18 protein-coding genes are annotated in these 22,127 nt (G+C 67.7%); 15 read left to right on the plus strand and 3 right to left on the minus strand.

Translation table 11 applies throughout. The features are described 5' to 3' along the window. Positions 1–104 precede the first annotated feature (104 nt). Positions 105–1,988: a DUF222 domain-containing protein gene (locus ACEN2M_RS00190; RefSeq protein ID WP_441646131.1), complete on the plus strand. Its 1,884-nt coding sequence runs from the start codon at positions 105–107 to the stop codon at positions 1,986–1,988. A 184-nt stretch (positions 1,989–2,172) separates the two neighbouring features. Here ACEN2M_RS00190 and ACEN2M_RS00195 read toward each other — a convergent pair whose 3' ends face one another. Beyond that, positions 2,173–2,589 (minus strand): PPOX class F420-dependent oxidoreductase, encoded by a 417-nt coding sequence (locus ACEN2M_RS00195; RefSeq protein WP_441646132.1) that lies wholly within the window; start codon positions 2,587–2,589, stop codon positions 2,173–2,175. 115 nt (positions 2,590–2,704) lie between these two features. On the opposite strand from ACEN2M_RS00195, the gene ACEN2M_RS00200 reads away from it, so the two are divergent. The 6 genes from ACEN2M_RS00200 (at position 2,705) to leuA (ending at position 10,546) form a co-directional block, all read left to right on the plus strand. After that, a complete protein-coding gene (locus ACEN2M_RS00200; protein ID WP_441646133.1) occupies positions 2,705–3,592 on the plus strand; it encodes a ketopantoate reductase family protein in 888 nt (295 codons plus the stop codon). Positions 3,593–3,693: 101 nt separating this feature from the next. Continuing rightward, complete coding sequence (locus tag ACEN2M_RS00205) at positions 3,694–5,658, plus strand: sensor histidine kinase (protein WP_441646134.1); 1,965 nt, start codon at positions 3,694–3,696, stop codon at positions 5,656–5,658. Continuing rightward, a complete protein-coding gene (locus ACEN2M_RS00210) occupies positions 5,655–6,344 on the plus strand; it encodes a response regulator (RefSeq protein ID WP_441646135.1) in 690 nt (229 codons plus the stop codon). Before ACEN2M_RS00205 ends, ACEN2M_RS00210 begins: the two co-directional genes overlap by 4 nt. Positions 6,345–6,445: 101 nt before the next feature. Next, entirely contained in the window at positions 6,446–7,207 is a 762-nt protein-coding gene (locus ACEN2M_RS00215) for an ABC transporter ATP-binding protein (protein WP_441646136.1), read from the plus strand. Beyond that, a complete protein-coding gene (locus ACEN2M_RS00220; protein WP_441646137.1) occupies positions 7,204–8,607 on the plus strand; it encodes an ABC transporter permease in 1,404 nt (467 codons plus the stop codon). The genes ACEN2M_RS00215 and ACEN2M_RS00220 overlap by 4 nt, the downstream gene beginning before the upstream one ends. 172 nt (positions 8,608–8,779) lie before the next feature. Continuing rightward, positions 8,780–10,546: a 2-isopropylmalate synthase gene (gene leuA / locus ACEN2M_RS00225; protein WP_441646138.1), complete on the plus strand. Its 1,767-nt coding sequence runs from the start codon at positions 8,780–8,782 to the stop codon at positions 10,544–10,546. Between the two features lie 96 nt (positions 10,547–10,642). Here the strand turns inward: leuA and ACEN2M_RS00230 are convergent, their stop codons facing one another. Both ACEN2M_RS00230 and ACEN2M_RS00235 read right to left on the minus strand, forming a co-directional pair. Beyond that, the gene (locus ACEN2M_RS00230) at positions 10,643–11,263 is read right to left on the minus strand and encodes a hypothetical protein (protein WP_441646139.1); all 621 of its coding nucleotides are present in this window, start codon (positions 11,261–11,263) and stop codon (positions 10,643–10,645) included. 199 nt (positions 11,264–11,462) lie between these two features. Then, positions 11,463–12,203, minus strand: coding sequence for a trimeric intracellular cation channel family protein (locus ACEN2M_RS00235; protein WP_441646140.1), 741 nt, complete (start codon positions 12,201–12,203; stop codon positions 11,463–11,465). 85 nt (positions 12,204–12,288) lie between these two features. On the opposite strand from ACEN2M_RS00235, the gene recO reads away from it, so the two are divergent. The 8 genes from recO (at position 12,289) to ACEN2M_RS00275 (ending at position 22,124) form a co-directional block, all read left to right on the plus strand. Further along, positions 12,289–13,011 carry a DNA repair protein RecO gene (gene recO, locus ACEN2M_RS00240; protein WP_441646141.1) on the plus strand — a complete coding sequence of 241 codons (723 nt, stop codon included), beginning with the start codon at positions 12,289–12,291 and terminating at the stop codon, positions 13,009–13,011. Next, positions 13,008–13,844, plus strand: coding sequence for an isoprenyl transferase (locus ACEN2M_RS00245; RefSeq protein ID WP_441646142.1), 837 nt, complete (start codon positions 13,008–13,010; stop codon positions 13,842–13,844). The genes recO and ACEN2M_RS00245 overlap by 4 nt, the downstream gene beginning before the upstream one ends. 48 nt (positions 13,845–13,892) lie before the next feature. Beyond that, positions 13,893–14,573, plus strand: coding sequence for a DsbA family oxidoreductase (locus tag ACEN2M_RS00250; protein WP_441646143.1), 681 nt, complete (start codon positions 13,893–13,895; stop codon positions 14,571–14,573). A 207-nt stretch (positions 14,574–14,780) separates the two neighbouring features. After that, positions 14,781–15,944, plus strand: a complete 1,164-nt coding sequence (gene dusB, locus ACEN2M_RS00255; RefSeq protein ID WP_441646144.1) for a tRNA dihydrouridine synthase DusB — start codon at positions 14,781–14,783, stop codon at positions 15,942–15,944. Beyond that, the gene (locus tag ACEN2M_RS00260; protein ID WP_441646145.1) at positions 15,937–17,241 is read left to right on the plus strand and encodes a deoxyguanosinetriphosphate triphosphohydrolase; all 1,305 of its coding nucleotides are present in this window, start codon (positions 15,937–15,939) and stop codon (positions 17,239–17,241) included. The genes dusB and ACEN2M_RS00260 overlap by 8 nt, the downstream gene beginning before the upstream one ends. 43 nt (positions 17,242–17,284) lie before the next feature. Then, positions 17,285–19,144: a DNA primase gene (gene dnaG, locus ACEN2M_RS00265; protein ID WP_441646146.1), complete on the plus strand. Its 1,860-nt coding sequence runs from the start codon at positions 17,285–17,287 to the stop codon at positions 19,142–19,144. A 159-nt stretch (positions 19,145–19,303) separates the two neighbouring features. Further along, positions 19,304–20,932, plus strand: coding sequence for an ABC transporter substrate-binding protein (locus ACEN2M_RS00270; protein WP_441646147.1), 1,629 nt, complete (start codon positions 19,304–19,306; stop codon positions 20,930–20,932). An 88-nt stretch (positions 20,933–21,020) separates the two neighbouring features. After that, positions 21,021–22,124, plus strand: a complete 1,104-nt coding sequence (locus ACEN2M_RS00275) for an ABC transporter permease (RefSeq protein ID WP_441646148.1) — start codon at positions 21,021–21,023, stop codon at positions 22,122–22,124. Positions 22,125–22,127: the final 3 nt, after the last annotated feature.

The raw sequence follows: 22,127 nt of genomic DNA on the forward strand, positions 1-22,127 counted from the left end.
GTATCGAATTTTCCCGCCCTACCGAGGAGAAAAACTTACGAATTAGCCTGTGGAAAACTTGACGTATTCTCACACACTTGTTCGATTCGTGAGAGAATGGGGGTATGGACGACGAGCTGGCTCCAGGCTCCACCGCACCGACGGGAACTCCCGGCGGGTCGAATCTCCATGACTGGAACACCGCCCTGGCCGCACCGGAGTCGGAGCGAAGTGATCTTCTAACTGACTCGCTGACCGGTGCCGTGCCGGGTGGCGCGGCTGATGCCGCCAGTCTTGGTGGCACCACCGACACCGCGGGGTCGCCGCAATCCGGTCCCACCCTGGGTAAGCCGCGGCCGCCGTGGCGGGAGCCGTCGGAGTTGCCGGCGGTGCAGCGGGCGCACACCGGACCGTTCGGCGAGAAGCTCAAGGCCCTCGATGACGCGGCGGCAACGGTGCAGGCGGTAATGGCGTCGATCGATGTGAACGGGCTCAGCGACGCCGAGGTGGTCGCGTTGACGCAGATGGTGGAGCGGGCCGGCCGGCCCGTGGACGCGGCCCGGGTGAGCACCGCAACCGTGGTCGGCTACCGGTCTCGGCGGATGCTGGGCCGGGAGTCCATGGCCTGGCGGATGGGCGCCTCGCACCAGAACGTGCTGCTGACCCGGCTGACCCTGGCATCCCTGCCGGAGATGAAACGACGGATGGCGCTGGGCGAGAAGGTGACACCCCGGGTGTCGGGCGACGCCGTGTTCGAGCCAGTGTTCCCGGTGGTCGCCGCAGCGTTGCGCTCCGGCGAACTCGGGATCGACGCGGCCGAGACCATCGTCGCCGGCCTGACCGACTACACGGCAACCGGCCGCCTCGACGCCGACGCGGAACAGGTTCAGAAAGCCGAACGCGACCTCGTGGAACAGGCCACGGGGTCCGTCTACCGCCGCACGCCCGGCCCCGGCGAGACTGTCCCCACGGACGCCGATGCCGATGCCGACGCTGACGCTGACGCTGACGCTGACGCTGACGCTGACGCTGACGCTGACGCTGACGCCGATGGTGATCGCGCGGCAGGCGGCGGGTTCACCGGGCCGATCGGTCGCCTGGGCGAGTCGGACGGCTTCACCTATCCGGCCGATGAGATCCGCAAGTTGGCGGTGCGTTGGCAAGCCGTGCTGAACCCCGACGGGCTCGCCCCGAACGCGCCCACCGTCGAAGGGAAGTCCACATTCTCGTTCGGCGCCTACAAAGACGGTCTGCACCCCTTGCGTGGCGGAGTGACGCCGGAGCTGAAAGGGGTGATGCAGAACCTGTTCAACACGTTCCAGTCCGCCCGGTCGGCGCCCTCGTTCCCGTCCGCGGAGGAGCAGCAGCGTATCGAGGCCGGCGAGCTGGTGCCGGGCGAGTTGATCGACGAGCGCACCGGCGGTGAGAAACGCGCGGACATTCTTCGCGGCATCCTGGTGCAGGTCGCCCAGGACCCCCGCACCCCGACGATGGGCGGCATGCCGCCGACGGTGATGGTGCACGTGAACGCCGCCGACCTGCTCGACCAGGCTGGGGTGGGCTGGATCGATGGGGTCGACGAACCGATCTCGATGACCACGATCACCCAGCTGATCGACAACGGTGGCATGCAGCCGCTGTTCTTCGGCACCAACGGTGCCGTCCTCGGTTTGGGCTCGAAGGAACGCTGCTTCACCCCGCGGCAACGCAAAGCGATCACCGCAAGGGACGGCGGTTGCATCATCCCGGGCTGTGACTGCCCGCCGCAATGGACCGAAGTGCACCACGTGACGCCCTGGCACTCAGGCGGCGACACCCATGTGAACAACGGGGTGCTGCTGTGTTGGTATCACCACCACACGATCACCAGTGGGGGCGGCTGGAAGATCCGCATGGTCGCCGGCATGCCGCAGGTGAAAGCACCGCACTGGATCGACCCGACCGGCGCTTGGCGGCCACCGAACCAACACCGGGCACACGACCCCCGCACCCGAAGAACCGACGAGTAGCCGCGGAGTCGCGGGTCTCATGGGATCGTCATTGGCAAGCTCGGCCAGGCGTACGTCGACAGAATCAGGACTCCGCCGACACGTTCGATGGTTGGGTGGTCACGCGCCAGGGCTCGTCCTGCGGACTATTTTGCACAAGCCTGGCCCGGCATCGACACTCGGCGACGGGGAAAGTGCCGGGCAGTTAGGACGCTGGCGTGTTTCCGGAGCTGATCCGCAAAAGCACGCGCTGTTTCGCGTCTGCCTTGCCCAGCCGTTCGATGAACATGAACACCCTGTATTCAGTGCAGTACTTGCCCCCGAAGACCTGGGCAAGCAACGCCCGGCTCCCGTCGTCATCGGCGATGGCCGCGTGGGCGTCGACCGCAACGGCGCCGTCCTTCACCGATCCGGTGCGGGAGCAGGCTCGCAGCTGCACCCGGCTGTCGTTACGCAGCCGCTTGACCTTGCCGCTCTCCTTCGGGGTCGTGACGATGAGGTCCTCGCCGTCTCTGGCGATCCAGACTGGAGTGGACACCGCCACGCCGGATCGGCGGTAGGTGGTGAGGGAAACGAAGCGCTCGTCGGCGAGCGCGGCGAGAGCTGCAGCGGAGGTGGGCATTCCCACACCCTAAGCTGCTCGGAGTCTTTGCCACAATGGAACGCCAGCCACGGCCCATCCGGACCGCATCGGCAGAGCCCGAGGATCAGGGAGCCACACATGTCGACGGAATTCAATGTCTGAGCCGATCATCGCCGTTGTCGGCGCCGGAGCTGTCGGAGGCCTACTGGCCGCCCTGCTTGACCGCGCCGGCGTCGAGGTCGTCGTCGTCGCCAGGCCCCAAACCGCTCGAGCGATCACCACAGAGGGCATCACCATCCGTAGCGGCCACTTCGGCGACGGCGTCTCGAAGATCACGGCGCTGACCGAGGTCCCCGAGGGCGCCAACGTCATCCTCGCCACCAAGGCCTACGACCTGACCGACCTGACTACCGTGACCGGCGTGACCGGCGCGCTTGCGCAGGCACGGCCCGCTGAGGTGGTTGCGCTGCTCAACGGCATCGAACATCTGGCCATGCTCCGGGGTCAGATGCCGGGAGCGCTCGTAGCCGGTGCCTCCGTCGCGGTGGAATCGACCAGGCTCAGCCCCACCGTGATCGAGCACCGCAGCCCGTTCCTCCGGCTCACCGTGCCCGCGCACGCCGCCGAATCCGGCATCACCGCCGCTTGGCGGGCCGCCGGACTCAACGTGACCGTTGGCGGCACCGACCAAGAGGTGCTCTGGGCCAAACTTCGTTTTCTCGCCCCGATGGCCCTGCTCACCTCCTACTGGCGGTTGCCGATCGGCGCCGCCATCGAACAAGACAGCGCCCTGACCACCGCGCTTCTGGTCGAGGTGGCCCGGGTCGCCACCCTGGACGGTGTGCCCACGGACCCCGGCCAACTGGCCGGCGCCCTCGCCGCACTGCCATCGTCCATGCGCTCGTCGTTGCAGAACGACCTCGGGGCCGGCCGGCCGAGCGAGTTGGATGCCATCGGGGGAGCCCTGGCCCGTCGCGGCCGCACCCTCGGTGCAGACACCCCCACGCTGGAGCGGCTGGTGGCGGACCTCACCGCGCGATAACCGTCCGCGCGCTACATCGCTGGGATGACTTCCCGGGGACCGCGGGATGATCCGGGGTCGGGGACCCTGACCCGGCGACGGGGGAGCCCTACGCTGTAACCATGCCGGCTCCAGGGTTCATCACGCGTACCGCCCAGCACCGCTGGGCACTGGAACCCGCGCTCGGCGTGATTCTCGCCCTGGCGTGGGGGACCCCGGCACTGTGGGCTGGCCAGACGTCGATGCTCTTGGTGATCTGGATGCTCGCGATCGCCGTTGGTCTGTCCCGTTTCGCTCCGCTGCTGGCCATGACGATCGGAGCGGTGGCGACCGTCACGATGGGCACCGCCGGTTCCGGCTACCTGAGCGCTTGGGCGACCCTGCCGTTGCTGGTCACCTCCGGCTGCCTGGTGGTCTGGGGCGCTGCCCTCTACGGGCGGCGATACGTCAGGTTTGTCGGGCTGGCAGCTGCTCTGCTCCTCGGCCTGCTCATCACCGGGGTGTTCCTCATGCCCCTGTCAATCGAGCAGGCCCAGGATCCGATCGGCACGCTCAGGTTCTTCGGCGACCTCGGCTTCCGGCTCAGCTGCGGGTTCCTGGCCACCCTCGTGCTTGTGGGCGGCTGGGTGCTGGGGTTGGTTCTGCACGGGAGGGCAGACCGCCGTGACGCGGCGGGTCCAGTTCCCCCTGCCGCCCTCACCGCGGAGTCCTGGCTGATGCTTCCGCAGGGCGACCCGGCGGGCACGCTGACCTTCGACGGCCCGCTCGGCCGAGTGTCCGGTGGGTTTCTCGATGGCTCGCTCGCTGGCCGGCTCCGCGCAGGCCTGGTGTTCCGCACGGTCTCCCGGCGCTCCGTCACCGTGGACGTCGGGCTCGCCGTGGCCTTCTTCCTCTTCAGCGTGACCGTCGACGCCAGCACCGACGTCGCACTCTTCCTGGCGCTGATCGGCTTCACCGCCGCCCTGGCCGTTCGGCGGCTGTCACCTGGTCTGGCGCTGGGCATCGCCTGGATCAGTGCCCTGGCGCAAATGCTGGCCGGACTGCCGGTGCTCGTCGGCAACCTCGCCGTGCTCGGGGTTCTGTATGTCACGGCCGCCTACGGCAACCGGCTGGTGCGGTGGGCCGGCCTGGTGTCGGTCGGCATCGGCTCTCTGCTTGCCGCGAGCTACATCAGCGTCGGCCAACGTGGCGCGACGTCGATTGCCGAGGCCGTCGCGCAGGGCGCCGCGGCCAGCCTGCTCTGGGCATTCATCGCCACCCTGATCGGCAGCATCGCCGTGCTGGGGCTCTCCTGGACCCTCGGGCTGCTCATGCGCACCTGGAAAACCGCGCGGGACGGCCGGCTCACGCAGACCAGGGCCGTCGAGGAACAACGTGCGGCGCAACGTGACGTGGTCGTCGAGCAGGAACGCAACCGGATCGCCCGCGACATGCATGACGTCGTCGCCCACTCCCTGGCCGTGGTGATCGCGCAGGCTGACGGCGCCCGCTACGCCCGCGCCGCCAACCCCGAAGCCGTCGACGAGGCGCTGACGACGATTTCGACCACGGCCAGGGAGGCCCTCGGCGACGTGCGCATCCTTCTCACCCGACTACGCCAGGACGCCGCCGACGGCCCGCAGCCCGTGCTCGCCGACCTCGACCGCCTGGTCGCGCAGATGCAGAGCACCGGGCTCAATGTCGAGTGGACCACCACGGGTACTCCCACCACCCTCGGTTCCGGGGCCCAGCTGGCGGTCTACCGCATCGTGCAGGAGGCTCTCACCAATGCCCTCCGGCACGGCGATGCCGGCCGGGCGGTATATTTGACTCTCGCGTGGACGGACGGATGGGTCGCGGTGACGATAGACAACGCCGTACGCAGCATCCCGGCCGCCGATGCCTCCGGCGCACTCGGCCACGGACTCCCCGGCATGCGCGAACGTGCCCTGCTGGCGGGCGGGTCCCTGGCCGCTGAACCCGTGGGCGGGCGCTTCATCGTGGCCGCGCGCCTGCCGGCAATCACCACCAACGCCCTCGTGCGGCCGGACGCGAGCGCGGTCCTGCATCCAATCGTGACCAGCACACCCTACGGAGAACGCCCATGAGTGAAGTCCAGCCGGCGGATGCCCCGCGCATCAGGGTCGCCCTCGTCGACGACCAGGCCCTGTTCCGGGCCGGAATCCGCATGCTGGTCTCCTCCCAGGCCGACCTGGAGTTCGTCGGGGAGGCCGGCAACGGCGCAGCCGGGGTCACCATGGCCGCGGCCGTGCATCCCGACGTCATCCTGATGGATATCCGCATGCCCGTGATGGACGGCATCGACGCCACAGCGGCCATCATCGCCGCCGCCGGCGCCGCCGGCCGCACCCCGCCGCGGATCGTGGTCCTGACCACCTTCGAACTCGACGAGAGCGCCAGTCGGGCCATCCGGGGCGGGGCAAGCGGCTTCCTGCTCAAAGACGCCGATCCGGAGTTCCTGCTCGCCGCGATCCGCACCGTGCACGCAGGCAGCGCCGTCATCGCCGCATCGGCCACGCGCGAGCTCTTCGCCCACTTCGACGCGCCGGCCGCCGAGCAGGAGGTGCCTGTCGCCTTCACCTCGCTGACCAGCCGGGAGCGCGACATCTTCGCCCTCGCCGCTCTGGGCCTCAGCAATGCCGAGATCGCCGCGGGCGAGTTCCTCAGCGAGGCCACCGTCAAGACACACATCAGCCGCATCCTCGCCAAGCTCTCGCTGCGCGACAGGGTGCAGCTCGTGGTCTTCGCGTTCACGCACCGGCTCACCCAGTAACCCAGCGGATGACCCGGCGGCTCCGGGAATCATCCCGCAGAGCGGTTGACTACATCCGGGGCCCGACGCGGCCATCCGCACCCGATTCGTACCGTTGAATCATGGAAAATTCACCCTCAGAACTCGGCCTCGCGGCCAGAGTCACCTCCCTGCGCAAGACCTACGGCTCGGCCACCACCTCGGTGACTGCCCTGGACGACGTGTCCATCGGCATCCGCCGGGGACAGTTCACCGCCATCATGGGCCCGAGCGGCTCGGGCAAGTCCACCCTGATGCACATCATGGCGGGGCTGGACACCGCCACCGCTGGCCGGGTCTGGCTCGGTGACACCGAGATCAGCACCCTGGACGACGCCGCCCTCACCGTTCTCCGCCGGCGCCGGGTCGGCTTCATCTTCCAGGCGTTCAACCTCGTGCCGACTCTTGACGTGCGCGGCAACATCCTGCTGCCGTTCGCGCTGGACGGCCGGAAGCCGAGCACCACCGAGAACAGCTGGATCGATCAGCTCATCGACTCCCTCGGTCTGACCGACCGACTCGCACACCGGCCGCACGAGCTCTCCGGCGGGCAGCAGCAGCGCGTCGCCATCGCCAGGGCCCTGGCCACCCGGCCGGAACTGGTCTTCGCCGACGAACCCACCGGCAACCTGGACTCCCGCAGCGGCCGTGAGGTGCTCGCGCTGCTCAAGGCCGCGAGCACCGGCTACGGCCAGAGCATCGCCATGGTCACCCACGACCCCATCGCGGCCAGTTACGCCGACCGGATCCTGTTCCTCGCCGACGGCCGCCTCGTTGAAGACCGGGAACGATCCACGGCCGAAGAGATTTCCCGCATCATGCTCGGTATGGAGCAGCGCGCATGAGCAGCCCTGGGACAGACACCGGTCGAGCCGGCCGCGGTGCGAGCCTGCTCGTCGCTGCGCTGGCATCCGCTTTCGGCGTGGTGCTGCTCGAGGTCACCAGCGTGCTCGCCACAGTGATCAGCGGTGACGACGTGAGCAGCATCGGTGCCGTGCGGTCGGCGTTGACGCTCGTCGCGGTGCTGTTCATCACCATCGCCGTGTACGTCAGCTCGATCGTGACCACGAACACCGTCGCCACGATCATCGCCGGCCGCACTCGCACCATCGCGCTGATGCGCCTGATCGGCTCCAGCGCCCGTGACCAGCGCCGGGCGGTGGCCAGGGAAGGCCTGGCCGTCGGCGCCGCCGGAGCAGTTCTCGGTGCCGCAGCGGGCACGCTGCTGATGGCTGGCGGGCTCCAGATCGCGGTAGCCACGGGGGCGCTCCCCGAGCTTCGGTACAGCCTGCTCGAACCCCTCCTGGTGCTGCCCGTGGCCGTCGTCGTGCTGTCCACCTGGTGCGCAGCCTGGGTGGGCTCACGCCGGGTGCTCCGGGTCAGCCCGATGCAGGCGGTCGGCGCCGCCCAGGAACTCTCGCTCGAAGAGACGATCCGCCGGCCCGCGCGCAATGTGATCGCCGTGCTTCTGATCGTTGCCGGGGTCCTGTTTCTGGCCGGCGGCGTTGTCGTCGGCCAGGTCAGTGAATACGGGGTGTTGCTGGGCCTCGTCGGTGGTCTGCTGTCATTCAGCGGTCTCGTGCTCGGCTCGCACCTGATCATGCCGCCCATCCTCCGCCTGGTGGGCCGGGGCCTGGGCGCGAACGCACCGGCCCGGCTCGCGGCCGCAAACGCCCAGCAGCACCCGGAACGAAGCTCCAGGGCCACCATCGGCCTGGTCATCGGAGTCACCCTGATCACAATGTTCGCCGTCGCCGGCGCCACCTTCGAAAAGATGATGGAACTCGCCATGGAGGACCCGTCCATCCGCGCGGCGATCAGCGAGATGGTCGGCATCAGCCTGGCGGTGATCTCGGTGCTGGTGGGCTTCAGTGCCCTTATCGCCGCAGTCGGCATGGTGAACAACCTCGCACTGAGCGTGCTCCAGCGGTCCAGGGAAATCGGCTTGCTCAGAGCCCTCGGCTTCACCGGCCGTCAAGTGCGCACCATGATCCTGGCCGAAAGCCTGCAGATGACCGTCGCCGCGGTCGCCCTGGGTCTGGTCCTGGGCGTGGTCTACGGCTGGGCCGCAGCGCAATCGCTGTTCGGCGCCGTCGCGAACGTGGGACTCGTGGCACCGGCGGTGCCCGGGCTGCTCGTGGTGCTCTGCCTGGCCGGAACCGCCGTCCTGGCCGTCGGCGCGACCATCCTGCCGGCGCGTCGGGCCGTGTCGGTGTCGCCGGTGACCGCGCTGGCGGCCGCCTGAGAGGGAGGGCGCCCGCGGGTATTCACGGGCGCCCACCCAAAAACGGTGCTACCCTTTTTTTGTGCTGTTCGGTCTGCTCCTCCTTAGCTGCCGCGACGAGTCCTAATCTGAGGCCTCACTCGTCGCGGAGTTCGTCGTCGGCTGACCACCACTCGCGAGGAGACAACAGACCATGAAGAACAATCAGACGGCATCCACGATGCCCGTTCACAAGTACCGCCCGTACCAGGACCAGTTCAGCGTCGACCTGCCGGACCGCACGTGGCCGGCTAAGCGCATCACCGTCGCACCCCGCTGGTGTGCGGTCGACCTGCGCGACGGCAACCAGGCCCTCATCGACCCGATGAGTCCCGAACGCAAGCGGATCATGTTCGACCTGCTGGTGCGGATGGGCTACAAGGAGATCGAGGTCGGCTTCCCGTCGGCGAGCCAGACCGACTTCGACTTCGTGCGCAGCCTCATCGAGGACGGCGCGATCCCGGACGACGTCACCATCCAGGTGCTCACCCAGGCGCGCGAGCACCTGATCCGCCGCACCTACGAGTCCATCGTCGGCGCCAAGCAGGCCATCGTGCACCTGTACAACTCCACCAGCGTGCTGCAGCGCGATGTGGTGTTCCGCGAGGGCAGGCAGGGCATCATCGACCTGGCTCTGTTCGGCGCCCGCACCTGCCGCGCCCTGGAGGCCACGGTGCCCGGCACCGCGGTGTACTACGAGTACTCGCCGGAGAGCTTCACCGGCACCGAGCTGGAATTCGCGGTCGACATCTGCAACCAGGTCATCGAGATCTTCGAGCCCACCCCCGACCGCAAGGTGATCATCAACCTGCCGGCCACCGTCGAAATGGCCACCCCGAACGTCTACGCCGACGCCATCGAATGGATGAGCCGTAACCTGGCGCACCGCGAGAACGTGCTCCTGTCGCTGCACCCGCACAACGACCGGGGCACAGCGATCGCCGCCGCCGAGCTCGGCTACCTGGCCGGCGCCGACCGCATCGAGGGGTGCCTGTTCGGCAACGGCGAGCGCACCGGCAACGTCGACCTGGTCGCCCTGGGCATCAACCTGTTCACCCAGGGCATCGACCCGCAGATCGACTTCAGCAACATCGACGAGATCAAGCGCACCGCCGAGTACTGCAACCAGCTGCCCGTGCCCGAGCGCAGCCCCTGGGCCGGGGACCTCGTCTTCACCGCGTTCAGCGGTTCCCACCAGGACGCCATCAAGAAGGGCTTCGAGGCCATGGCCACCGAAGCCGCCGACACCGGCAAGAACGTCGACGACCTGCTCTGGGCCGTGCCGTACCTGCCGATCGACCCCAAGGACCTGGGCCGCAGCTACGAGGCCGTGATCCGGGTCAACTCGCAGTCCGGCAAGGGCGGCGTCGCCTACCTGCTCAAGACCGACCACCATCTCGACCTGCCGCGCAAGCTCCAGATCGAGTTCTCCGGGGTCGTTCAGGCCAAGACCGACGCCGACGGCGGCGAGGTCACCAGCGACCAGATCTGGGACATCTTCAACGACGAGTACCTCCCGGCCACCCACACCAACCCGGATGCGAAGTGGGGCCGGTTCGAGCTGTTCTCCACCCGCACGTCCAGTGACCTGGCCGGTGCGGTCGACCTCACCGTCGACCTGCGCGACTCCGACACCGTCGCGCCGGCCACGGCAACCGGAAACGGTCCGATCGCTGCCTTCCTGGGCGTCATGGCCGACCGGGGAATCGCGATCACCCTCTACGACTACGTGGAGCACGCCATGTCTGCCGGCGGGGACGCCACCGCCGCGGCCTACGTCGAACTCGACGTGAACGGCAAGCGGTTCTGGGGTGTGGGCATCGACCCCGACATCTCCACGGCCTCGCTGAAGGCTGTGGTGTCCGCGGTCAACCGCGGCATCCGAGCGGAGACCGGCGACCGCGAGCTCGCTGCCGTGTAGCGATCCGGTTGGGCAGCACGACGGCCCCGGTCAGACATTCCGTCTGCACCGGGGCCGTCGTTTGTCTGCCACCGTTGGCTCAGACCCGCATCTGGCTCAGACCCGCATCGCCCGCCGCGCCTCGGCGGGGGTCAGCGGTTGGGGAACCGTGACCGGCTCGCCGACCGGCTTGCCCAGCACCGCTGTGCAGTCGTCGATGGCCGTGGCCAGCAGGTCGTAGAGGCGCTCATCGGTGTCCGGAATGCACGCTTCCGCGATCCCCTGCACCGTGATGCGGATGATCGACTCCGCTGTGCGATCCGTGAACCGGGTGCGCGACCACGATCCGACCGAACCCATGAACTCCCGTGCCCACCGCTCCGTCTGCGGAGCCTTGTCGAACGCCGCGCGCACCTGGTCGGACACGTCGATGGCACTGCCCTCCGATGCTCGGGCCAGATGGCGCTGACAGTTCAGGATTCCCACGGCCAGGGCCCGCTGGTGGTCGGCGCTGACCACCGGCAGACCGGCCGTCGCGGCCCGCAGGGCCACGACGAGGCGCACGCGCTGGTCGTCACCGCGCAGCCCGATCACCGAGGGGATCAGCATCATCAGACGGCTCCTGGCGTCATCGGAGGTGCAGTCGTTGACCATGCGGGCCAACGAGGCCAGCACCGGGTGGGTGCACGCTGGATGGTCGCTCCAGGCCTCACCGGACAGATGCGAGGCGAACTCCATGAAGCACGCTCCGCTACGTGGGGACTTGTGTTTGCCCCGGGAAAGAACTGGCAACAGCTCGGGCGCAGTGCCCTCGAATCGTTTCATGGAGTACCTCCCTGCGACGTGGTTGTGCCTCAATACTGACCCCAGATGGGGGGAAAGGCGAGGCCAAAACCGGTCAGGATGACAAATCCTCAGAAAATGCCGAGGGAAGCGTTCAGACGTCCTCGCGCAGGACGGGCTCGGGTGCCGTCGTGACCCGCCGCCGCCGCGGCCAAGCGCGGAACGGAGGGATCGAACCTCGACGACGCCAATGCGGCCAACTGCCGATGGCCCGTTGTTGCGGCAGGCTCCACCCGAACCGGGCCGCGAGCACCCTGATGATCGTCGTCGCCGCCACACAGATCAGCGCGGCCACGGTGATCGGCACCTGGAAAACCACGAGGGTGACCAGCAGACCGCAGCCAACGAGGGCGGCGACGGCGTACAGCGAGCCGACATGCATCACGGCGATCGGCACGTTCAGCATCATGTCGCGCAGCACCGACCCGCCCACCGCGGAGACCACTCCGACGAACAGGGCCGGGATTTCCGGCAGTCCGGCCGCCAGCGCCTTGGTGGTGCCGATCACACCGAACAGTCCGATGGTCACGGCGTCCAGGGTGATGATCAGCGGGCCGAGTTTGTCGAACAGGCTTTGCAGCAGCATCCCCAGCAGCGCGAAGGCAGCGGCGACGGGTAGGTACCAGTTGCTCAGCAGCGCGGCCGGCACCCCGCCGAGCAGGATGTCGCGCAGAAGGCCGCCGCCCAGGCCCACCGTGATTCCGATGATCGAGATGCCCAGCAGGTCCATTCGGCGATCGGTGAACCGGCCGGCGAACATCGCCCCCTGAATGGCTCCGATGGCGACGGCAACGAGGTCGATCCAGAGCGGGATGGCGAAAAGGGGCGTGGGCACCCTCAACTTGTACCACGGCGACGAGGCATCCCAGGCATCCCGGCGCGTTCGGCGGCATCCGCCCCGTGGGGTGGGAGAATTGACCGTGCCTGTTTATCGTGATGAAGCCGTTGTGCTGCGTACCCACAAGCTGGGTGAAGCCGATCGCATCATCACGCTGCTCACCCGTCAACACGGCAAGGTGCGTGCCGTCGCCAAGGGCGTGCGCCGCACCGCGTCGAAATTCGGCGCCAGACTCGAACCCTTCATGGTCGTGGACGTGCAGCTCTACATCGGCCGGAGCCTCGACATCGTCAACCAGGCCGAGTCGATCGGCTCCTACGGCGCGGTCATCACTGCGGACTACGGCAGTTACACCGCCGCCAGCGCCATGGTCGAAACCGCGGACAAGCTCACCGAATCGGAGGGGTCCCTGCAGCAGTACCTGCTGCTGGTCGGGGCGCTGCGTTCCCTGTCCAGGCACGAGCACGGCTCCGGCGCCACCCTCAACTCCTACCTGCTGCGGTCGCTGTCGATGGCCGGCTGGGCGCCCAGCTTCGCGGACTGCGCTCGGTGCGGCGCGCCAGGTCCGCACTCGGCGTTCGTGGCCCAGGTCGGCGGCATCGTCTGCGACAACTGCGCCGCCCCCGGCTCACCCCGCCTCGACCCCGACACCATCGCCCTGCTCAGCGCCCTGCTCACCGGTGACTGGGCGTACACGGCCGAGGCTTCAGACACCACTCACGCCCAGGCCACCGGGGTAGTCGCCGCATACACGCAGTGGCACCTCGGTCGCGGCCTTCGATCACTGGAGCACGTGCGCCCATGAGTCCGAACCCCTTCCGTTCCTCCCCGAACAGCCCAGCCACACCGTTCACCCACAAAGACGCCGTGCCGTTCAAACCGTTGGACTGGACCGGGCTCTACCCGCCGGCGCTGCCAGCCAAGGTGGTGCCGGAGCACGTCGCCGTGGTGATGGACGGCAACGGTCGCTGGGCAAACGCCAGGGGGCTCCCCAGGGTCGAAGGCCACAAGGCCGGCGAGGCCGCACTTCTGGACGTGGTCGCCGGAGCGATCCAGATCGGCGTCAAACACCTCAGCGTGTACGCGTTCTCCACCGAGAACTGGAAGCGTTCGCCCGATGAGGTCAGGTTCCTGATGGGCTTCAACCGGGACGTGCTACACCGCCGCCGCGACCAGCTCAACGACTGGGGCGTCAAGGTGCGCTGGGCCGGGCGGAAGCCACGATTGTGGGCCTCTGTGATCAACGAGCTGCAGTTCGCCGAGAAACTCACAGCTGGCAACGACGTGCTCACCCTCACGATGTGCGTCAATTACGGTGGCCGCACCGAGATCGCGGATGCCGTGCGGGCCCTGGCCGAGGACGTCGCCGCCGGCAGGCTCAAGCCGTCCGGCATTACCGAGAAGTCAATCCAGCGGCACCTGTATACCGCGGCGTTGCCCGACGTGGACCTGTTCGTGCGCAGCTCGGGGGAGCAGCGCACCAGCAATTTCCTGCTCTGGCAGAGTGCGTACGCCGAGATGGTGTTCCTGGACACCCTGTGGCCGGACTTCTCCCGCGTCGACCTCTGGCATGCGATCGAGCTCTACGCCGCCCGCAACCGCCGCTACGGCGGTGCCGTGGACACCCCGACCACCTGAGGCAGTCGGTCGGGAATAACTGGAGGGTCTTCTCGGGTTAGCCTCCGTGTGAGCGAATCCATCAAAGTAGACATCTGGTCAGACGTGCAGTGCCCCTGGTGCTACATCGGCAAGCGCAAGTTCGAGGCCGGCGTCGCCGCCTCCGGCGTCGAGGTGGAGGTCGAATACCACTCCTTCGAGCTCGCCCCGGACACCCCCGTCGATTTCGCCGGCAGCCCGGTCGACTACCTCAGCGAGCGCAAGGGCATCCCGGTGCCGCAGGTGCTCGAGATGCTTGAGCGGGTCACCGGCATCGCCGAAAGCGTCGGCCTGCACTACGACTACGACTCCGTGCACCAGACCAACACCATCAAGGCCCACGAGCTGCTGCACTACGCCAAGGCGCACGGCCTGCAGCTGGAAATGAAGGAGAGCCTGCTCAAGGCCTACTTCGTCGACGGCGGCCACGTCGGCCGCATCGAAGACCTCGCCGAGCTCGCCGCAGGGGTGGGCCTGGACCGGGCCGATGTCGTGCGGTCCCTGACCGAGAACGAGTACCTCGCGGCGGTCAAGTCGGACGTCGCCCAGGCCGCAGAGTACGGCATCCAGGGGGTGCCGTTCTTCGTGATCGACGGTAAGTACGGCATCTCCGGCGCCCAGGACCCTGATACTTTTGCGGGAGCATTGAGGCAGGTGCAGGGCGAGAAGGCCGGCACCGAGACCGTCATCACCGAGGAGACCCACGCATGAGCGAGACCACCACCACGACCACCACCGACGCGTCTGCTGCCCCTCGCCCGATCATCCAGCTGCTCGAGCAGCCGGAGGCCGGCGGCTGCTGCGGCGGCGGTTCCTGCGGCATCTAGCCTTCCCCTACCGGCCGGCCCGGCCCGCGGTTTTCCACCGCGGGCCGGGCTTGGCGTTCGTGCCCGGCCGGGTCTGGGAGAATTGGATGAGATGAACACTTCGACTTCCACGCAGAACCTGATGTCCCCGCTTCGAATCGGCGACATCGAACTCGACGTGCCCGTGGTGCTGGCGCCCATGGCCGGCATCACCAACACGGCGTTCCGCCGGCTCTGCCGCGAATACGGCGCCGGCCTCTACGTGAGCGAAATGATCACCTCCCGGGCACTCGTCGAGCGCACGACGGAGTCGATGCGGCTGATCACCCACCACGAGAGCGAGAAGACCCGCTCCATCCAGCTGTACGGTGTCGATCCGAAAACCGTGTCAGAGGCTGTCACCATGCTGGTCGCCGAGGACCGCGCCGACCACATCGACCTCAACTTCGGGTGCCCGGTGCCCAAGGTCACCCGCAAAGGCGGGGGAGCCGCGCTGCCCTGGAAGATCACCCTGTTCCGGGAGATCGTCGAGGCCGCCGTGACGGCCGCAGGAAAGATCCCCCTCACCGTCAAGATGCGCAAGGGCATCGATTCCGACCACCTCACCTACCTCGAGGCCGGTCGTGTCGCAGAGGGTGCTGGCGTCGCAGCGATCGCCCTGCACGCCCGCACCGCGGCGGACTACTACTCGGGGCACGCCGACTGGGCGGCCATCAAGACCCTCAAGGACACCATCACGAGCGTGCCCGTTCTCGGCAACGGCGACATCTGGTCCGCCGCCGACGCCCTGCGCATGGTCGAGGAGACCGGCTGCGACGGCGTCGTGGTCGGCCGCGGCTGTCTCGGCCGCCCGTGGCTGTTCGGGGATCTCGCCGCCGCCTTCCGCGGCGACGTGCTCAAGGCCGAACCCACCCTCGGCCAGGTCGCGGATGCGTTCCGCCGGCACGCCGAGCTGCTCACCGAGTTCTTCGACAGCGAAGAGCGCGCCTGCCGGGACGTGCGCAAGCACGTGGCCTGGTACTTCAAGGGCTACCCCGTCGGCGGCGACCTGCGCGCCAGCCTCGCCTCCGTCGTGTCGCTCGAGCAGCTCGACGAGCTGCTGGCGACCATGGACCCCGACCAGCCGTACCCCGGTATCGGCGCCGAGGGCCAGCGGGGCCGGGCCGGCAGTCCCAAGAAGACCTCGCTGCCCGAGCGCTGGCTCGACTCGCGCGACATCGTCGGTGCCGAGCGCAGCAACCTCACCGAAGGGGAAGGGGACACCAGCGGTGGTTAATCAGACCGGCTACAGCACCCACGACGAGGCACGGTTCCGTCCGGAGGAGCACGACTCCAGCCGCAGCGATTTCGCCCGGGACCGGGCCAGGCTGTTGCACTCCAGCGCCCTGCGCAGGCTGGCGGCGAAGACCCAGGTGCTCAGCCCCGCGGCCGGGCTGGATTTCGCCCGGAACCGACTCACCCACTCGCTCGAGGTGGCTCAGATCGGGCGGGAGCTTGCCCTGCGACTGAGCCTGGACCCCGACATCGTCGACACCGCGTGCCTGGCACACGACATCGGTCATCCACCGTTCGGCCACAACGGCGAGAAGGCACTCAACACCTGGGCCGATGACATCGGCGGCTTCGAGGGCAACGCGCAGACCCTGCGCCTGCTCAGCCGGCTCGAACCCAAGGTCTTCGGTGACAACGGCGAGAGCTTCGGGCTCAACCTCACCCGCGCGAGCCTCGACGCCAGCTGCAAGTACCCGTGGGCGGCCGACTCGTCGGTGGCCGACCCGAGCGGCCGCGCCAAGTTCGGCTTCTATGAAGACGACAGGGCGGCATTCGAGTGGCTGCGCGACGGAGCGCCGGAACGCCAACTCTGTGTCGAAGCGCAGGTGATGGACCTCTCCGATGACATCGCGTATTCGGTGCACGACTTCGAGGACGCCGTCGTCAGCGGCTACCTCGACGTGGAACTTCTCAGCAGCCGGAGCGAACACGCCGCCCTGGTCGACTCGATGTACGAGTGGACCGGCGGCCAATTCAGCCACGACGAACTGATCGCCGCCTTCGACAGGCTCGACGCCCTCGACGTGTGGCTGCACGGCTGGACCGCCGGCCGCCGGGACCAGGGCCGTCTGAAGAACCTGACCAGCCAGCTGATCGGCCGGTTCAGCGGCGCCGCGGTCTCCGCCACCCGGGCGGCCTACCCCGACCGGCACCTGATCCGGTTCGCCGCCCACGTCGTGGTGCCGCGTGAGGTGCAGGCCGAGATCGGCGTGCTGAAGGGCATCGTCGCCGCGTTCGTGATGTCCACCCATGTGCGGCAACCGATCTACGTGGAGCAACGCGAAACCCTCACCTACCTCGCCGACACCCTGCTGGGCACCGGTGACGAACACCTCGACCCTGGTTTCCGTGAAGACTGGCTGGCCGCCGCGAACGATGGCGCGCGCAAACGCGTGATCGTCGACCAGGTTGCGAGCCTCACCGACCAGAGCGCGATCGCGCTGCAGCGCCGCCTGCACCTCACCAGGGAGTCCGCCGGGAGCGTGTTCGCTCCCGCCGCGGCCAGGTCGGCGGCAGAGTGAGTGCCCGCAGCCTGACGATTGTTGGATGGACGAGGGTTGACGCATGGCGGGCTTGATTCGGCAGGGCGATATCGAAGAGGTCAAGGCCCGCACGAATATCGCCGACATCGTCGGCGACTACGTCTCCCTCAAATCGGCCGGGGTGGGATCGATGAAAGGGCTGTGTCCCTTCCACGATGAGCGCAGCCCCAGCTTCCATGTGCGCCCGCAAGTCGGCTTCTATCACTGCTTCGGGTGTGGGGAGAGTGGCGACGTGTACTCCTTCCTGCAGAAGATGGACCACGTCAGCTTCAGCGAGGCCGTCGAACGATTGGCCGGCCGCGCCGGAATCGAGTTGCACTATGAGGGCGGGGGAGCAGAGGCACCCGACCACACCAACCGGGCCAGGCTGTACGCGGCCAACCAGGCGGCGGCGGAGTTCTTCATCGACAAGCTCGGCAGCCCCGGAGCCCAGGTCGGCCGCACCTTCCTCGGCGACCGTGGTTTCGACGCCCAGGCCGCCGACATGTTCGGCGTCGGCTTCGCGCCGAAGAGCTGGGACGAACTGACCAAGCACCTCCGCGGCCGCGGGTTCAGCACCGAAGAGCTCACCCTGTCCGGCCTCGTGTCGGCGGGCGACCGTGGTATCTACGACAGGTTCCGCGGCCGGCTGGTCTGGCCGATCCGTGACATCACCGGCCAGACCATCGGCTTCGGGGCGCGCAAGCTGCTCGACGACGACAAAGGTCCGAAATACCTGAACACCCCCGAGACGCCGGTGTATCACAAGGCCCAGGTTCTCTACGGCCTCGACCTGGCCAAGCGTGACATCTCCCGCAACCACGAGGTTGTGGTCGTCGAGGGCTACACCGACGTGATGGCCTGCCATTTGGCCGGCGTGACGACCGCCGTCGCCACCTGCGGAACCTCGTTCGGGGTGGACCACATCAAGGTGCTGCGCCGGGTTCTCGGCGACGACAGCGGTGTCGGTGCCGTCGTCTTCACCTTCGACCCCGATGCTGCCGGGCAGAAAGCCGCCGTGCGAGCCTTCGCGGAGGAACAACGCTTCAGCGCCCAGACTTTTGTGGCCGTGGCCCCCGAGGGGCTCGACCCCTGCGACCTGCGCCTGCACCGCGGCGACGACGCCGTGCGGCGCCTGATCGACTCCAAGAAGCCGATGTTCGAGTTCATGATCCGGCAGCTGTTGACCCAGTACAACCTCGACACCGTCGAAGGGCGGGTGTCCGCCCTGCGCGCGGCGGCTCCCGTCGTCAGCGACATCCGGGACCCGTCCCTGCGCCCTGGCTACACCCACGAACTGTCCAGGATGCTGGGCATGGACCTCGGTGAGGTGTCCCGCGCCGTCAGCCAGGCACAGGCCAGGTCGCGCACCGCGCCCGCCGAGGAATCCCGCCGGCCCGGGGAGCCTGCCCAGGCGCCCCGGGAACGCCTGTTCGCGCTGGCGGACCTGCCGGTCGACCCGGTCACCCGGATCGAACGCGACGCCCTGATGGCCATGCTGCAGCACCCGACCCTGGTGGGTGTCGACCTGGTACGCCGGGCCGTGTCCACCGGCATGACCAACAGCACCCTCGCCGTGGTGCGAGACGCCGTCGCCGCCGCCCTGCCGCACGCCGCCGCGGCGGACTGGTTGGAACAGGTCGTCTCAGAAACGCCCGCGCCGCTGGCGAACCTGGTCACCGAACTCGCGATGGCCCCGCTGCCGGAACGCACCGAACGGGAGGTGACCCGCTACGTGCGGGACATCACCATCGTGCTCATCGAGAAGGATCTGTTGCGGCAGAAGGCCGAGCTTCTCGGCCGGCTGCAACGAGCGGACGCGACCAATCGCGAGGTATATGTGGCCATCCAGCGCGAACTCGTGCGGGTCGAAGCCGAACGGCGCAACCTCAGGGTCGAGTGACCTGCCCGTATATTGCGGGTCTATTAAGATGCATCGCAGAATAGCCGCCTGCCGCGCATAGTGTGCTAATTCTTGGTTTACAGCAACGCATATTTGCGCCTGACTGCAGATATGCGGATTCACCAAGTCACCCACACCTTGAGGAAGAGGCACTCGACAATGGCTTTTGAACCCACCAGGCGCGGCCGCGCCATCGGCGTCACCGCCGGTCTCGCCGCCGCGGCACTCGTGCTCGCCGGCTGCACAGGCACCCCGGCCGAGGACACCGGCGGCGCCCCGCTCACCATCGGCACCACCGACAAGGTCACCACGCTCGACCCCGCCGGCTCGTACGACAACGGGTCGTTTGCGGTGCAGAACCAGGTCTTCCCGTTCCTGATGAACACCCCGTACGGCAGCCCTGACGTGGAACCTGACATCGCGGTTTCTGCGGAGTTCACCGCGCCTACGCAGTACACAGTCACCCTCAAGCCCGACCTGGTCTGGGCCAACGGCAACGAGTTGACCTCCTCCGACGTCAAGTTCTCCTTCGACCGCCAGGTGGAAATCGCCGCGGACAATGGTCCTTCCTCGCTGCTCTACAACCTGGAGAGCGTCGAGGCTCCCGACGACACCACCGTTGTCTTCAACCTGATCGCGCCCGATGACCAGATCTTCCCGCAGATCCTGTCCAGCCCGGCCGGCCCGATCGTCGACGAAGAATCCTTCTCGGCCACCGAGCTCACCGCGGACGACGACATCGTCGACGCCAACGCCTTCGCCGGCCAGTACACGATCACCAGCTACGACTTCAACAACCTGATCGGCTACAAGGCCAACCCGGACTACGCGGGCCTCCTGGGCGCCGCGAAGACCGATGTCGTCAACGTGAAGTACTTTGCCGACTCGTCCAACCTCAAGCTCGAGGTGCAGGAGGGCGGCATCGACGTCGCGTTCCGCAGCCTGTCCGCGACGGATATCGAGGACCTCAGAGGCAACGACAAGGTCGAGGTCGTCGACGGGCCCGGCGGCGAGATCCGCTACATCACGTTCAACTTCGACACCCAGCCGTTCGGTGCGACCACAGCGGATGCCGACCCGGCCAAGTCCCTGGCCGTACGCCAGGCCGTGGCCGACCTCGTCGACCGCGAAGAGATCGCCGACCAGGTCTACAAGGGCACATACACCCCGCTGTACTCCTACGTGCCCGCCGGCCTGACCGGTGCCACCGAGTCCCTGAAGGGTCTCTACGGCGACGGCAACGGTGGTCCGGATGCCGAGAAGGCCGCCGCGACGCTCACCGCAGCCGGTATCACCGAACCCGTCGAGCTGAACCTGCAGTACAGCAACGACCACTACGGTCCCTCCTCAGGTGACGAGTACGCGCTCGTCAAGGACCAGCTGGAGTCCAGCGGCCTGTTCACGGTGAACCTGCAGACAACCGAGTGGGTGCAGTACTCCAAGGACCGGTCCAGCGACGTCTACCCCGCCTACCAGCTCGGCTGGTTCCCGGACTACTCCGACGCCGATAACTACCTGACGCCGTTCTTCCTCACGGATAACTTCCTGAAGAACCACTACGTCGACCAGGAGGTCAACGACCTGATCCTTCAGCAGGCCGTCACCGTCGACCCCGACGCCCGCACCGCGCTGCTCGGAGAAATCCAGGACAAGGTCGCGGCCCAGCTGTCGACCGTGCCGCTCCTCCAGGGCGCACAGGTCGCCGTGGTCGGGACCACCGTCACGGGAGCAAGCGACACGCTCGACGCGTCGTTCAAGTTCCGTTACGCAGCCCTCGCCAAGGGCTAAGAGCACGGTTTCACGTAGCTAGACGACGGGGCGTTCAGGCGACAACTCGCTGGACGCCCCGTCATTCGTTTGCACGAGTGAGGTAGGAATGACGACTGTAGTGACACCATCCGCGGCCCCGGCTGCCGGACGGCAACCCAGTACGACGGCACCGAAGAAGAAGGGCGCCGGCGGCGGTATCGGCCGCTACATCGTCATCCGCTTCCTGCTGATCTTCCCGACCATCTTCATCCTGGTCTCCATGGTGTTCTGGCTGATGCGCACCACGGGGGACCCGATCACCGCGGCCCTCGGTGGCCGGCTGAGCGCCGACCAGCTCGCCGAGCGGGTTGCCGCCGCCGGTTACGACCGGCCCATCTTGGTGCAGTACGTGGAGTACCTCGGTCAGATCTTCACGGGCAACTTCGGCACCACGATCAGCACCAACCGGCCGGTCTCCGAGGTGCTCATCACCTACGGGGCCGCAACCGCGGAGCTGGCCTTCTACGCCCTCCTGGTGGCGTTCATCGTCGGAATCCCGCTTGGCATGGTCGCCGCGTACTGGCGCGACAAGTCACCGGACGCCTCCCTGCGAATCTTCGCGATCCTCTGCTACGCCACCCCGGTGTTCTTCTCCGGGCTCCTGTTCAAGCTCATCTTCGCTGTCTGGCTCAAGGTGCTGCCGGTCGCCGGCCGGGCGTCGACGAGTTCGGAGCTGCAAATGCAGCTCCTGCCGACCAAGACCGGGTTCTACACGATCGACGCCATCCAGACCGGAAATCCGGCCGTCCTGACCGATGTACTGGCCCACGCCGTGCTGCCCGCCGTCGCGTTGGGACTGCTGACCGCCGGGGTGTTCCTGCGCCTGGTGCGCACCAACGTGATCGGCACCCTGGGAACCGACTACGTGGACGCGGCCCGCTCGCGAGGCGTCAGCGAGTTCAGGCTCGTGCGCAAGCACGCGTACAGGCCGGCGCTGATTCCCATCATCACCGTGATCGGACTGCAGATCGCCCTGCTCCTCGGCGGCGCTGTGCTGACCGAGACCACCTTCGAATGGAAGGGCCTGGGATTCATGCTCTCTGAATTCCTCAAGGCCCGCGACTTCGTCGCCGTGCAGGGCATCGTCGCCCTGCTCGCCGTCATCGTCGCCCTGTCCAACTTCATCGTGGATATCATCGCCGCGCTGATCGACCCGAGAGTGCGGTACTAGCCA

This window comes from Cryobacterium sp. W22_MBD10_FK3 (assembly GCF_052113745.1).
Taxonomy (GTDB): Bacteria; Actinomycetota; Actinomycetes; order Actinomycetales; family Microbacteriaceae; genus Cryobacterium.